This window comes from Burkholderia sp. WSM2232 (assembly GCF_000472545.1).
Taxonomy (GTDB): domain Bacteria; phylum Pseudomonadota; class Gammaproteobacteria; order Burkholderiales; family Burkholderiaceae; genus Paraburkholderia.
In genome coordinates this window covers 184,596-197,710 of sequence record NZ_AWZV01000003.1, presented here as the reverse complement: position 1 = coordinate 197,710, position 13,115 = coordinate 184,596, and the positions used below count along the sequence as shown (strand labels likewise).

Annotated in this window: 12 protein-coding genes and 1 pseudogene; 2 read left to right on the top strand and 11 right to left on the bottom strand. The window is 63.6% G+C overall.

The window, feature by feature from the left end:
* Positions 1-5 precede the first annotated feature (5 nt).
* Positions 6-269: pseudogene (locus tag F757_RS34810) on the bottom strand (hypothetical protein); the annotation flags it as partial.
* Between the two features lie 519 nt (positions 270-788).
* Here F757_RS34810 and F757_RS0100865 point away from each other — a divergent pair.
* Positions 789-1,166 (top strand): DUF2917 domain-containing protein, encoded by a 378-nt coding sequence (locus F757_RS0100865; RefSeq protein WP_027209713.1) that lies wholly within the window; start codon positions 789-791, stop codon positions 1,164-1,166.
* 120 nt (positions 1,167-1,286) lie between these two features.
* Here F757_RS0100865 and F757_RS0100855 read toward each other — a convergent pair whose 3' ends face one another.
* From F757_RS0100855 to F757_RS0100815, 9 genes are all read right to left on the bottom strand, one after another.
* Positions 1,287-1,883, bottom strand: coding sequence for a hypothetical protein (locus F757_RS0100855; RefSeq protein WP_027209712.1), 597 nt, complete (start codon positions 1,881-1,883; stop codon positions 1,287-1,289).
* 286 nt (positions 1,884-2,169) lie between these two features.
* Positions 2,170-3,372 carry a 3-oxoadipyl-CoA thiolase gene (pcaF, locus tag F757_RS0100850; RefSeq protein ID WP_027209711.1) on the bottom strand — a complete coding sequence of 401 codons (1,203 nt, stop codon included), beginning with the start codon at positions 3,370-3,372 and terminating at the stop codon, positions 2,170-2,172.
* A 389-nt stretch (positions 3,373-3,761) separates the two neighbouring features.
* On the bottom strand, positions 3,762-4,742 hold the full coding sequence (gene denD, locus F757_RS0100845) for a D-erythronate dehydrogenase (RefSeq protein WP_027209710.1): 981 nt from the start codon (positions 4,740-4,742) through the stop codon (positions 3,762-3,764).
* 34 nt (positions 4,743-4,776) lie between these two features.
* Positions 4,777-5,562: a 2-oxo-tetronate isomerase gene (gene otnI / locus F757_RS0100840; protein ID WP_027209709.1), complete on the bottom strand. Its 786-nt coding sequence runs from the start codon at positions 5,560-5,562 to the stop codon at positions 4,777-4,779.
* Between the two features lie 80 nt (positions 5,563-5,642).
* Positions 5,643-6,977: an MFS transporter gene (locus F757_RS0100835; RefSeq protein ID WP_027209708.1), complete on the bottom strand. Its 1,335-nt coding sequence runs from the start codon at positions 6,975-6,977 to the stop codon at positions 5,643-5,645.
* A 97-nt stretch (positions 6,978-7,074) separates the two neighbouring features.
* Positions 7,075-7,761, bottom strand: coding sequence for a 3-oxo-tetronate 4-phosphate decarboxylase (otnC, locus tag F757_RS0100830; RefSeq protein WP_198021328.1), 687 nt, complete (start codon positions 7,759-7,761; stop codon positions 7,075-7,077).
* Entirely contained in the window at positions 7,758-9,068 is a 1,311-nt protein-coding gene (otnK, locus tag F757_RS0100825) for a 3-oxo-tetronate kinase (protein ID WP_027209706.1), read from the bottom strand. Before otnK ends, otnC begins: the two co-directional genes overlap by 4 nt.
* 14 nt (positions 9,069-9,082) lie before the next feature.
* Positions 9,083-9,973, bottom strand: coding sequence for an L-threonate dehydrogenase (ltnD, locus tag F757_RS0100820; RefSeq protein WP_027209705.1), 891 nt, complete (start codon positions 9,971-9,973; stop codon positions 9,083-9,085).
* Positions 9,974-10,071: 98 nt separating this feature from the next.
* Positions 10,072-10,776 (bottom strand): FadR/GntR family transcriptional regulator, encoded by a 705-nt coding sequence (locus F757_RS0100815; RefSeq protein WP_027209704.1) that lies wholly within the window; start codon positions 10,774-10,776, stop codon positions 10,072-10,074.
* A gap of 213 nt (positions 10,777-10,989) precedes the next feature.
* On the opposite strand from F757_RS0100815, the gene F757_RS0100810 reads away from it, so the two are divergent.
* Positions 10,990-11,814, top strand: a complete 825-nt coding sequence (locus tag F757_RS0100810) for an IclR family transcriptional regulator (RefSeq protein ID WP_027209703.1) — start codon at positions 10,990-10,992, stop codon at positions 11,812-11,814.
* Between the two features lie 72 nt (positions 11,815-11,886).
* Here the strand turns inward: F757_RS0100810 and F757_RS0100805 are convergent, their stop codons facing one another.
* The gene (locus tag F757_RS0100805; RefSeq protein WP_027209702.1) at positions 11,887-13,077 is read right to left on the bottom strand and encodes a M20 aminoacylase family protein; all 1,191 of its coding nucleotides are present in this window, start codon (positions 13,075-13,077) and stop codon (positions 11,887-11,889) included.
* Positions 13,078-13,115: the final 38 nt, after the last annotated feature.

Genomic DNA, 13,115 nt, shown 5'->3' with positions numbered 1-13,115 from the left:
GCGCGTGAGCGCGTGAGCGTGCCGGTGTTCGTCGCGAGACCGTCGTAGGGACCGACGACGCCTCCCGCATGCGAACAACTGCCGCCGCCACAAGAGCCGACATGGCCTTAGTAATAGACACCGCGCGACGTGTAAGCGGTGCCGTGCTGCGACCAGGCAAATGCGGACGCGCTGCCGAAGGCGAGCATCGCTGCGCCCGCACCGAGCACGAGCTTGCGCAGCGCGCGCTGCGCGCCCAACGAGGTGACGGCCGCGCGGTGCGCACCGATGGCTGGGACTGCGAAGGATTGAGTTTCACGGTATGTCCTTTCGATTCGGGCCACCTGCTGCGCTGCGTGGCGATGAATGGACTATAGAAGGACGCGCCGTAACAATCATCAGCGAAGATATGTCGCGCTATTTCACCGCGAAAGAAGCTTTCTGGATAAGACTTCGCGAGCGATTGTCAGGTGCCGTGACATAAACCGACATGGTTTGTTGCGGGGGAACGCGCAGGGTGCGGATCTCTGCGCGAGCAAAGCGCCCGGCGCCACAGCTACGGAAAAACAGCGTCTGAATTCTGTTGACAAGGTGTGCGGCAAAACGGCACACTCAATTCATGTTGACGCACACCTCCATCGCCGTAGCGATTAATCACCCGAAGCGAGCCTTGATCGGCTGGCCTATGGGAGCATGTGCGCGTTAGCAGTCTGAGTCTGTAAAACAAGACCCCCAAGGCCCCGCCGGTAACGGAAGGGGCCTTTTGTTTTGTGGGCGCCTCCGCCAGCCGGCTCATATCGGAGAGCATGATGGATCAGGCAAGCCCGCAGTGCATGGACGACGAAGCACCTCTGTTTGCGTATCCGCAAAACGGGCGTCTACCAAAGGTGGTGGTGCATTTCCCCGTCGCGTCTGGCGCGACGCTGACCTGGCGCGTCGAGGCGGACAGCACGCTGGCGGTGAACGGTGCGCGTCTTTGGCTCACACGCATCAGCTCGCCATATGATCACTGGCTCGTGCCGGGTCAGACAATCAGCCTGCAGCGCGGCGAACGCATCTGGTTGAGCACGGACGGCGAGCGCACCGCGCATGTCTCGTTGACTTACCTGTTGCCCGCGCCAGGCTTTTTCAGGCGTTGCTTGAGCCGGCTCGCGTCCCTGAGCCTCGGACCACCGGCGCCGCGTTGAGAGTTGTCAACCGCCCAAGGGCATGTAACGGGTTTCTCGTCGCATGCCCTGCGAACTCATGAACGAAATCCACGGCGCGGCGGCAAGCAAGGCGATCGCGCCGTGGAAGCGAACGGTGCCCTACTGAGCCGCGCCTTGCGCCGCCGCTTGCGGTGTGATCTGCACGGCCGCAGCGGAAACGAAGACCGCGTGGATCGTGTCGCCTACCTTCACGCCGCTAAGGTCGACTTGCGGACCTGCTTCGAGCGTCTGCGTCTGGTACGCGCCGCGCAGGGTGACGAGGCGCCGCTTGCGGTCGATTTTCTGCACGGTGGCCAGCACTTCGACCTGGCGCGCCGATTCAAAACCACCGGAGGCCGGCGTGTATGTCTGCGTATCGACCCGCTCGCGAACGCCCTTACTCTTGCCGGTGACACGCTCGGCCTTTACGAGCAGTGCATTCTTATAAAGCGCATCAACACGGTCGCCCACTTTGAGCTGATCGAAACCGGCAACTTGCTGGCCCACGAGCACGATCACCACGTTGCCGCCCTCGCCTTTCAGCGTCAGCGCGCGGCTTCCCGGATCGATGCCCACAATCGTCGCCTTCATATGTACCGGCTCGACTGCGCCGACAACGCCTTGCGCGGCGCTGGCCAGCGAATCTTGCGCCCATGCGGGCTGGGCCGTGGCGAGCACCGCTGTCACCCATGCTGCTCCAATTGTCGCTGCCTTCATTTACGCTCTCCTTGATGAGTCGCCGTGTATGAGTGCAGACTCGCATTACGCCGAACCTGCACTTATTGAGGACGCTTGAATAAAGGTAAGGCGCTTAATTCTACATGTCTGGTGAGGCGTGCCAATCCCGCGCATCGTCGCATGCGGATTGAGTAGTTCTACCGCGTTGATCGAATCAGGGCAGCGCAAAAAACAAACAGCCTCTTCGCTTTCGCGAAGAGGCTGTTGCCCGTTGTATTGCATGACGCCGTATGCAGATGCATTCAACCGCATCTGCGGGGCACTCTTAAACGCGTTCGATGGCGATCGCGATGCCCTGTCCCACGCCAATGCACATAGTGCACAGCGCAAAGCGCCCTTGCGTGCGCTGCAATTGATACATCGCCGTAGTCACGAGCCGCGCGCCGCTCATGCCAAGCGGATGGCCCAGTGCAATCGCGCCGCCGTTCGGATTGACGCGTGCGTCGTCGTCGGCCACGCCGAGCGTACGCAGCACCGCAATGCCTTGCGAGGCAAACGCCTCGTTCAGCTCGATCACGTCGAACTGATCGATGCTCATGCTCAGGCGCGCCAGCAGCTTTTGCGTGGCCGGCGCCGGACCCATGCCCATCACGCGCGGCGCGACACCCGCGGTTGCAATGCCCAGCACGCGGGCGCGCGGCGTGAGGCCGAAGCGCTTCGCGGTCTCTTCGTTGGCGAGCAGGAGCGCGGCCGCGCCGTCGTTGACGCCCGACGCGTTACCTGCCGTCACCGTGCCATCCGGGCGCACCACGCCCTTGAGTTTCGCGAGCGCCTCGAGGCTCGTTTCACGCGGATGCTCGTCTTGCGACACGGTAATCGGATCGCCCTTCTTCTGCGCGATCGTCACGCCGACAATTTCCTGCGCGAGCGTGCCGTCCTTCTGCGCGCGGGCCGCTTTCTGCTGGCTGCGCAGTGCAAATGCGTCCTGATCGGCACGGCTGATCTTGTAGTCGGTGGCCACGTTTTCGCCGGTCTCGGGCATCGAGTCGACGCCGTACATCTGCTTCATCAACGGGTTGACGAAGCGCCAGCCAATGGTCGTGTCGTAAATGTCGGCCTGGCGCGAGAATGCGCTCGCCGCCTTGCCCATTACGAACGGCGCGCGACTCATGCTTTCCACGCCGCCCGCCACCATCAACGCGGCCTCGCCCGACTTGATTGCCCGCGCGGCGATGCCGACCGCGTCCATGCCCGAACCGCACAGACGGTTCACCGTCGAGCCTGGCACGCCTTGCGGCAAGCCGGCCAGCAGCAGCGACATGCGCGCGACGTTGCGGTTGTCTTCGCCGGCCTGGTTCGCACAGCCGTAGATCACGTCGTCAACGGCGTTCCAGTCGACGTTCTGGTTGCGCTCCATCAGCGCCTTGAGCGGCACCGCGCCCAGGTCGTCGGCACGAACCGACGACAGCGAGCCCGCATAGCGGCCAATGGGGGTGCGAATCGCGTCGCACAGAAATGCTTCGGTCATGTGTGTCTCCAGTGATGTGCTGCTTGCGCCGCGTCGTCAGCATGGGATGCGCGCGCCACGCGCCGCTTCGGACGGACGAGTCGGGCATCGGCCGGACGGGCTCGACGAGGGGTGGCCTCATACGGTTTCAGCTTAGCGCAAGACACTGAGCGATGCGCTTGCGCCGCCGGGCGATTTGTTCTTTATACGAACAATAGGTCGTATATCGAACATCAAGGCTCGATAATAGGCGTGTGGCGGAAACGTTGTCAAGCGTGCGCTTGTCCAGAGCAGGCAACGTCAGGACAGACGCGCAAGATGCCGGCAGTGCCGTAAGGCGTCGGACGAAAGAAGCGCTCGCGCCGCGCGCCTTGTCCACCAAGGCCGCGGCGCGAGGCTGGGGGAAGTTTTCAGCGCGTCTGAATGCCTTCGTCGGCGATATAGCCGCGAATCACGTCGGCGAAATTGCGGTCGCCGCGCAGGCCGAGCTGCTCGGCGCGCGAGGTATCCCAGCGGCCGGGCCAACTGCCGACAATTTTTGCCACGCGCGCGTCCGGCTGCCAGACAATGCGTTTCGCGACTTCGTCGCCAGCTACTTCGCGCAGCGCCGCGACCATTTCGTCGACGCTGACGGAAATGCCCGGCAGGTTCAGCACGCGCTGGTTGCCGAGCGCGGCGGCGTCCAGTTCGAGTCCTGCGATCAGACACTCAATTGCTTGACGCGGCGACAGCAGCCACAGGCGCGTCGCGCCGTCGACAGGACACACGGCCTCTTCGCCGTTCAGCGGCTCGCGGATAATGCCGCTCGCAAACGAGGACGCCGCTGCGTTGGGTCGGCCCGGCCTCACGCTGATGGTGGGCAGACGCAGCACGCGCCCGTCGACAAACCCGCGCCGCGAGTAGTCGTTGAGCAGCAATTCGGCAATCGCCTTTTGCGCGCCATAAGACGACTGCGGATTGAGCGCCGTATCGTTCTGCACGACCTCGGGCAGGTTGCCGCCATATACCGCGACCGAACTGGTGAACACAACGCGCGGCCGATGTCCGCGATGGCGGCATACATCCAGTAACAGGCGCGATGCGTCCAGATTGATGCGCATGCCGAGATCGAAGTCCGCTTCGGCCTGGCCGCTGACAATCGCGGCCAAATGAAAAATGGCTGCCGTATCGCCGTCGATCACGCGCTCGAGCACGCTGCGCTCCGCGATATCGCCCACTTCGGTCCGCACGCGGCTGTCGCCGAAATCGTGCGCCTGCACGACGTCGAGCAACACCAGTTCCGTGAGTGCTTGCGGCGTGCCTTGCGCGTCTTTCAGCGAGCCGCGCGCGAGCAGTTCACGTGCGAGGCGCTGGCCAAGAAATCCCGCGCCGCCGGTAATCAGTACTTTCATGATTCGATTGTGCCCTCGTGTTGGTCGTTTGCTGTCACGCTGCGTTCAGATAGGGCTTGAGCCAGCCGAGTCCCGCCGAAGTCGCGGCGCGCGGCCGGTATTCGCAGCCGATATAGCCGTCGTAGCCGAGAGAGTCGATCACCTCGAACAGATACGGATAGTTGATCTCACCCGTGTCAGGCTCGTGCCGCTCCGGCACGCCCGCAATCTGAATGTGGCCGATGCCCGCGTAATCGCGCCTGAGTTTCATTGCCAGATCGCCTTCGACAATCTGGCAGTGGTAACAGTCGAACTGCACCTTCAGATTCGGCGCGCCGACCTCCGTGCAGATGGCCTGTGCTTCGTCCTGCCGGTTGAGGAAAAAGCCCGGCATGTCGCGTGTGTTGATAGGCTCGATCACGATCGTGATGCCCTCGGCTTGCGCGACTTGTGCAGCATGCGCGAGGTTGCGCAGATAAACCTCGCGATGCCGCTCGCGGGACTGGTCCGCAGCGATCAGACCCGCCATGACATGCAGTTTGCGGTTGCCGATCACTCGCGCGTAGTCGAGCGCCGTGTCGATGCTGCGGCGAAATTCGTCTTCGCGCCCTGGCAGCGTTGCAATGCCGCGCTCGCCGCTTGCCCAGTCGCCCGGCGGCGCGTTGAAGAGCGCCTGCGTCAGGCCGTTCGCATCGAGCCGTGCCTTGATTTCTTCGGCACGAAAATCATACGGAAACAGGAACTCCACTGCTTTGAAGCCATCTTTCGCGGCAGCGGCAAAGCGGTCGAGGAACGCGTGCTCGTTGTACATCATCGAGAGATTCGCGGCGAAGCGAGGCATGGCGGCAACTCCTATGAAGCGAGGTTCGGGGCGCGGCACGCAAAGCCGTGACAGCTATGCGTACGCCGCGCGCCACGTGATTAACGGTTGACCATTTTCGCAGGCGTGAGCCACGTGGCAAGCGCGCCGATTACCAGCATGCCGGCCAGCACATACATGCCGGTTTGCGTGCTGTGCGTGAGGTCCTTCAGATAACCGATCATATAAGGGCTTGCGAAACCCGCCAGATTGCCGATCGAGTTGATGATCGCAATGCCGGCTGCGGCAGTCGCGCCCGACATGAACGCCGTCGGCAGCGACCAGAAGAGCGGCGCGCAGGTCAGCACGCCGGCTGCGGCAAGCGAGAGAAACGCAATCGACACGACCGTGTTGCTCGCAAACGATGCCGCTACCGTGAAGCCCACCGCGCCGAACAGCGCCGGCACGATCAGATGCCAGCGGCGTTCGCGATGTTTGTCGGCGCTGTGGCCGAGCACGTTCATCACGACGATCGCGCAGACAAACGGAATGGCGCTTAGCAAGCCGATGTTGAATGCGCCGCTCACGCCTGTCGATTTGATGAGCGTCGGCATCCAGAACGTGAGCCCGTATTGGCCGGTCACGAACGCGAAGTAGATCAACGACATCCACCACGTGCGCGGATCGCGGAACACCGCGCGCAGCGAATGCGCGTTGGCCTTTTCCTTCGGCTGCGAGGCGGCGATTTCGTCGCTGAGCAAGCGCTTTTCCGGTTCGCTCAGCCATTTCGCGCTGGCAATGCCGTTGTCGAGATAGAGGATCGTCGCAATGCCGATAGCGACCGCCGGCACCGCTTCGATCAGGAACATCCACTGCCAGCCCGCGAGACCTGAGCTATTGTGGAACGCCTGCATGATCCAGCCCGAGAGCGGATTGCCGAAAATGCCCGACACCGGAATCGCCGACATGAACACCGCAATGATTTTCGCGCGCCGATGCGACGGAAACCAGTAAGTCAGATACAGAATCACGCCAGGATAAAAACCGGCTTCGGCGAGCCCGAGCAAAAAGCGCAGGATATAGAACTGCGCCGGCGTCTTGACGAAGACGAACAGCGCCGACATTACGCCCCACGTAATCATGATGCGCGCAATCCAGATACGCGCGCCGATCTTGTGCATCAGAATATTGCTTGGCAGTTCAAACAGAAAATAACCGATGAAAAACACACCTGCCCCCAGACCGAACACCGTCTCGCTGAACGCCAGATCTTGCGACATCTGCAGCTTGGCGAAACCCACGTTCACGCGATCAAGATAAGCGACCACGTAGCACAGCATGAGGAACGGGACGATGCGCCAGAACACTTTCCTGTAGGTACGCTCGACTTGCGCGGCGCCGGGTTGTCCCACGGCCGCCGCGATCGGCTGGCCCGATACGGCCTGATACGAACTCATGCAATGTCTCCTTGACTGGAAGGGTGATACGTCGCCTGCGGCGATCTGGGTTTGTGTGGCTCGAACGTGACCGATTGTGCTAGTCGACCGCGGGCAGCTACCAGCGTGCGCCGAACACGTTGCGTAGTTCTGCAAGCGCGGCTTCGTCGAGCGGTGCGGGCCGCGGGTTCGTCATGAGCCACAAACGCGCGGTTTCCTCGAGCTCTTCGAGCGCATAGGAGGCATGCGCAACCGACCGCTCCCACACCACCGGACCCAGGCGTTCGAGCAGCACGGCACGCACGCTGTCGGCCAAAGCCTCGATTTGCGCGGCGACCTGCGGATCGCCCGGCCGGCTGTAACGAATCAGCGGGACGTGGCCCACTTTCATCACGTAGTAGGGCGTAATGGGCGGCAGTACGTCATGCTCGCTCCAGACGCCCGCGAGCGTCAGCGCAACCAGATGGGTCGAATGCGTGTGGACGATGCCGCGCGCTTCTGCGTTGCGGGCATAGATGCCGCGATGCAGTGCCAGCGTTTTCGACGGCTTGCCGCCCGACACCGCATTGCCCGCGAGATCGACCTTGGCGATATCGGCCGGATCGAGCCGGCCGAGACAGGCGTCGGTTGGCGTGATGAGCCAGCCGTCGTCCAGCCGTGCGCTGATATTGCCCGCGCTGCCCACCGTATAGCCGCGCTCGTAAAGACTCGCGCCGCTCACGCAGATTTCCTCGCGCACGCGCGCTTCCTGCGTCGCGTGGATGGCCGGCGTGCCTGCCTTTGCGCTGTCCATTGAGTTGCTCATTGAGCGCCTCCGTTCAGATGGCGCAGCGCTTTTTCGAAGAAGTCAGTGGTGCCGAAGTTGCCTGACTTGAGCGCAAGCGCGAGCGGCTGTGCGCCGGTTGTCGCCGTAGCGGGCACGCCCGGATCGATCTGCGCGCCGATGCGCAAGCTGCGCACGTTCAGCGCCTGCACCACGGCCCCCGAAGTCTCGCCTCCCGCCACCACGAACTTGCGCACCCCGCGCTCATGCAGGCCGCGCGCAATGGAAGCCAGCGTGGCTTCGACCAGATGCCCTGCCCGATCGACGCCGAGTTGGTTCTGCACCGCCTTCACCTCGTCGGGCGTGGCGGTGGCGTAGATCAGCATCGGCTCGGCTTTGTCGAGATGCGTCTGCGCGAATGCAAGCGCCTGTTCGACCACTGCTTCGCCGCGCGCCGCCGCGAGGGGATCGACGCGAAACGCGGGCCGCGTTTCGCGCCATGCCGCCACTTGTGCATTGGTCGCTTTCGACGCGCTGCCCGCCAACACCGCAGACAAGCCCTCGACACGCGGCAGTTGCGCCGCATTGTCATGTGACTGAAGCAAGCCCGCGCGGCGAAAGTTGCCCGGCAAACCGAGCGCGATACCCGAACCGCCTGTGATCAGCGTGAGGTCGGCGCATGCTTCGCCGAGCACGTAGAGGTCCGCGTCGCAGACCGCATCGGCAATAGCCATGCGGACCCCGTCGTTGCGCAATGCGTCGAACGATTCGCGCACCGCATTGACGCCCCTCGCGACGGCGTCATAACGTACGAGCCCGACCTTCGATTGCGTCTGACGCTGCAGCACACGCACAAGGTTCGCGTCACGCATCGGCGTGAGCGGATGGTTTTCCATCCCCGACTCGTTGAGCAATGCATCGCCGACGAACAGATGCCCGCGAAAAATCGTGCGGCCGTTCTCGGGAAACGCCGGACACGCAATTGTGAACGCGCTTGCCTCGTCGCCGTCGGCGAGCGCATCGAGCAGCGCATCTGTGACAGGGCCGATGTTGCCCGCGTCGGTGGAATCGAAAGTGGAACAGTATTTGAAAACGAACTGGCGGCACCCTTGCGCACGCAACCAGTCGAGCGCCGCGAGCGATTGCGCGACTGCTTCGGCAGCAGGGATGGTGCGCGACTTTAGCGCGACGACGATTGCGTCGGCCTCGATCCCTTCGCCCTGCCCGGGCACGCCGATAGTCTGAACGGTACGCATGCCGCCGCGCACCAGCATGTTGGCGAGGTCGGTTGCGCCGGTGAAGTCGTCGGCGATGCAGCCTAGCAGCGCGCGTTGTGTGGAAGCCGTCATGGCAGCGCGCTCCGTTACTTCGCCGCCGGCACATCAATGCCGGGGAAAATCTTGATGACCGCGGAATCGTCCTCGCCGCCGTGACCGGCCGTGGACGCCATCATGAACATCTGGTGCGCCGCCGCTGAAAGCGGCAACGGAAACTTCGAGCGGCGCGCGGTATCCAGCACGAGACCGAGATCCTTGACGAAAATGTCCACGGCCGACAGCGGCGTGTAATCGCCATTCAGTATGTGCGGCACGCGGTTTTCAAACATCCATGAATTGCCCGCGCTGTGCGTGATCACGTCATAGAGCGCAGCCGGGTCCACGCCTTCGCGCAAGCCGAGTGCCATCGCCTCCGCCGCCACCGCGATATGCACGCCCGCGAGCAACTGGTTGATGATCTTTGCCTTCGACCCGGCGCCGTGCGCCGAGCCGAGGCGGTAGACCTTGCCGGCCATCGCCGCCAGCACGTCTTCGCACGCCGCGTAAGCCGCTGCGGGGCCGGAGGTCATCATCGTCATTTCGCCGGACGCGGCGCGCGCCGCGCCGCCGGAAACCGGGGCGTCGAGCATCTGCAAGCCGGCGGCCTCGATGCGCTTGCCGAGTTCGATCGCGAAGTCGGGCGCCACCGTCGCGCTTGCGATCACGAGGCCGCCCGGCTTCATCGCCGCCACAGCGCCCTGTTCGCCGAACAGCACGGCTTCGGTTTGCGCTGCATTCACGACCAGTGTGACGACCACCTCGCATTGCGCGCCGAGTTCCGCAGGCGATGCACAACCCACGCCGCCCTCGTTGACGAACGCCTGCAGCACCTCGTCGCGCAGGTCGCAGGCGTGAACGCGAAAGCCCGCGCGCAGCAACGAGCGCGCGACGCCCAGGCCCATTGCGCCAAGACCGATGACACCGACATTTCTGGACATGCTTGAACCTCTCTGGAATCTGTTACGCACTAGCACCGACTAGCGCGAGGCGTGCGGGAAGCGCGGCGTGCGCAGCTTGTATGGACCGTGGCGACCCATCAGCGAATGCCTGCTTCCGCAAGCCGCCGCGCCGCGTTGTACATGTGGGTGCGCGCTGCATTGCGCGCGGCCATCGGGTCGCCCGCGCGGATCGCGGCGGCAATGGCCGCGTGCTCCTCACGCACCTGGCGCGAGAAGTCCTCGCGCAATGCCTCGTTGCGACGGGTAACCACCGTGCCCGCCTCGAGATACTGGTTCAGGAACGTCAGCGTCTTGAGGAAATACGGATTGCCGGTGGCCGCCGCAATCGCACGGTGGAACGCGACGTCTTCAGTCACGCCGTCCTCGCCTTCGGCCACGGCCTCATCGATCTTTGCGAGCGCCGCGTCGATGGCGACCATGTCCGCGTCGCTACGGCGCATCGCGGCCTCGGACGCGACCTCAGCTTCGATCGCCCGCCGCAGCGCAAGAATCTGCACGACCGAGCCCGGCTCCACCGCTTCCGCGTAGTCGATGCGCAGCGGCCGGACGGTCCCGTGCGCCGCGACGAACACGCCGCTGCCCTGGCGCGGCTCGACCACGCCCTCGTTCTTCAGCCGCGAGATCGCCTCGCGAATTACCGTGCGGCTCACGCCGAACTGCTGCGCGAGCACTGCTTCGGTCGGCAGCTTGCCGCCGCGCTCGAAGGCGCCCTTGTCGATCTGCTTGAGAAGCTGCTGCGCGACCGTGTCGCTCAAGGCGCGCGCTGGAATCTTGTCGAACATCCCATGCCTCATTGTCATGTCATCGGGTCATCATACAAATTTTGCATGCGTGCTGCATCCGCGCAAACCCTGGGTTTGGCGCTCCGGCGTCCGAAGGCCGGCGAAGTTGGCGAAACTGAGGGCTTAAGCTATCGTCACGCCTTCATGCACCGCTGTGACGATCCCGTCGGCCCCAGCGGTGTCCGAGTTCTCCGAACGCATTCTTCCAGGTCCATGAGCAAAGCCTTGCCGCCGTCTTCCGACGTTCCCGCCAACGCCGAACCGGCCCCGGACAAACCGGGCGACTCCTACGTCCAATCGTTCGCGCGTGGCCTCGCGGTGATCCGCGCGTTCGACGCGAAACGCCCGGAACAGACGCTCACCGACGTGGCCGCCGCCACTGGCCTCACGCGAGCCGGCGCGCGCCGGATCCTGCTGACCTTGCAGACGCTCGGCTACGTGGAAGCCGAGGGGCGCCTCTTTCGCCTCACGCCGAAAATTCTCGACCTGGGCTTTGCGTATCTGACGTCGATGCCGTTCTGGAACCTCGCCGAACCGGTCATGGAAGAGTTGTCCGCGCAGGTGCACGAAAGCTGCTCGGCGGCCGTGCTGGACCGTACCGAGATCGTCTATGTGCTGCGCGTGCCGACTCACAAGATCATGACGATCAACCTGTCGATCGGTAGCCGCTTGCCGGCCTATTGCACGTCGATGGGCCGCGTGCTGCTCTCCGCACTCGACGACGACACGCTCGACGCCACCCTGAACTCGTCACCGCTTTATGCGCACACGCCGCGCACGGTAACCGACAAGGAAGAGTTGAAGAAGCTGATCGCGCAGGTGCGCCGCCAGGGCTGGGCTATCGTCGATCAGGAACTGGAAGGCGGTTTGATCTCGCTGTCCGCGCCGATCCGCAATCGCCAGGGGCGGGTGATCGCGGCCATGAACATCAGCGGCAATGCGCAGCGCAATTCCGCGAAGCAAATGGTCAAGGCGTTTCTCGAGCCGCTGCAACAGGCGGCGCAAACCGTGTCCGAGATGGTGGCACGGCGCGGTTGATGTCGCCGCGGTCTGCCACGCCAAAACGAAAAAAGCGCGCGCGCACGGCCGGCGCCGCGGCCGTCGCACGCTTTAACGGCTGAGATACCGCTCCACGAGCCGCGTCCAGAACGCGGCGCCCACCGGCAGGTTGCGGTCGTTGAAATCGTAATGCGGGTTGTGCACCATGCAGCCGTCCTCGCCCACGCCATTGCCGATACGCAGAAAGGTCCCCGGCCTTTTTTGCAGCATGAACGCAAAGTCTTCGCTGCCCATCAGTAGGTCGGTCTGTGCGACGACCTTGTCATCGCCCACCAGTTCGCGCGCAACCTCAATCGCGAAATCTGTTTCGTCATCCGAATTAATGACGACCGGATAGCCTTCGATATATTCGACAACGGCTTTGGCGCCGTAACTCGCGGCCTGTGACTCGGCAAGCTCGGCAATGCGCTTTTTCAGCAGCGCGCGTACTTCCGCGCTGAACGACCGCACGCTCAACTCGAGCGTTGCCGTACCGGCGATCACGTTGCTAGCCGTGCCTGCATGCATAGAGCCAACCGTCACCACCGCCGGTTGCGACGGATCGACATTGCGCGCAACGATCGTCTGCAATGCCATGACAATGCTCGCGGCCACCACGACCGGATCGACCGTCAGATGCGGGCGCGCCGCATGGCCGCCCACGCCTTCGATCGTGATGACCGCCTTGTCGCCCGCCGACATGAACGGCCCCTTGCGGAACAGCAGCACGCCGGGCTCCGCGCCCGGATGATTGTGCAGACCGAACACGGCGTCGCACGGAAAGCGCTCGAACAGGCCGTCTTCGATCATTTTCTGCGCGCCGCTGTCTACGCCGCTCTCTTCCGCCGGCTGAAAGTACAGATGCACCGTGCCCGAAAAGTTGCGCGTGTGCGCAAGGCGTTGTGCCGCGCCCAGCAGCATGGTGGTATGGCCGTCGTGGCCGCACGCGTGCATCTTGCCGTGCGTGCCGCTCGCATAAGGCAGGCCGGTCTGCTCGACGATCGGCAAAGCGTCCATGTCCGCTCGAATGCCGATGCTGCGCTGGCCGTCGCCTACCTTCAGCGTGCCCACCACACCGGTTTGACCGACGCCGCGCGTGACCTGCCAGCCCCATTGCTCGAGCCGTTCGGCCACGAGCGCAGCGGTTTCCAACTCTTCGTAAGCGAGCTCGGGATGGCGATGAATGTGATGGCGAATCTCGCGCAGGCTTTCGGCGGCGGGAATCAGGTCGGCTACTTCAGTGAAACGCGCGGTTTCGCTCATTTTGCAAAAGACTCCGTAATGGGAAGCTCAAGGCTGGC

Excerpts from the sequence above, each read along its gene's own strand:
- F757_RS0100810 (WP_027209703.1), top strand. The coding sequence starts at position 10,990 with ATGAGCAAAGCCTTGCCGCCGTCTTCCGACGTTCCCGCCAACGCCGAA.
- pcaF (WP_027209711.1), bottom strand. The coding sequence starts at position 3,372 with ATGACCGAAGCATTTCTGTGCGACGCGATTCGCACCCCCATTGGCCGC.
- otnC (WP_198021328.1), bottom strand. The coding sequence starts at position 7,761 with ATGAGCAACTCAATGGACAGCGCAAAGGCAGGCACGCCGGCCATCCAC.
- F757_RS0100805 (WP_027209702.1), bottom strand. The coding sequence starts at position 13,077 with ATGAGCGAAACCGCGCGTTTCACTGAAGTAGCCGACCTGATTCCCGCC.
- otnI (WP_027209709.1), bottom strand. The coding sequence starts at position 5,562 with ATGCCTCGCTTCGCCGCGAATCTCTCGATGATGTACAACGAGCACGCG.
- otnK (WP_027209706.1), bottom strand. The coding sequence starts at position 9,068 with ATGACGGCTTCCACACAACGCGCGCTGCTAGGCTGCATCGCCGACGAC.
- F757_RS0100835 (WP_027209708.1), bottom strand. The coding sequence starts at position 6,977 with ATGAGTTCGTATCAGGCCGTATCGGGCCAGCCGATCGCGGCGGCCGTG.
- F757_RS0100815 (WP_027209704.1), bottom strand. The coding sequence starts at position 10,776 with ATGTTCGACAAGATTCCAGCGCGCGCCTTGAGCGACACGGTCGCGCAG.
- denD (WP_027209710.1), bottom strand. The coding sequence starts at position 4,742 with ATGAAAGTACTGATTACCGGCGGCGCGGGATTTCTTGGCCAGCGCCTC.
- F757_RS0100855 (WP_027209712.1), bottom strand. The coding sequence starts at position 1,883 with ATGAAGGCAGCGACAATTGGAGCAGCATGGGTGACAGCGGTGCTCGCC.
- ltnD (WP_027209705.1), bottom strand. The coding sequence starts at position 9,973 with ATGTCCAGAAATGTCGGTGTCATCGGTCTTGGCGCAATGGGCCTGGGC.
- F757_RS0100865 (WP_027209713.1), top strand. The coding sequence starts at position 789 with ATGGATCAGGCAAGCCCGCAGTGCATGGACGACGAAGCACCTCTGTTT.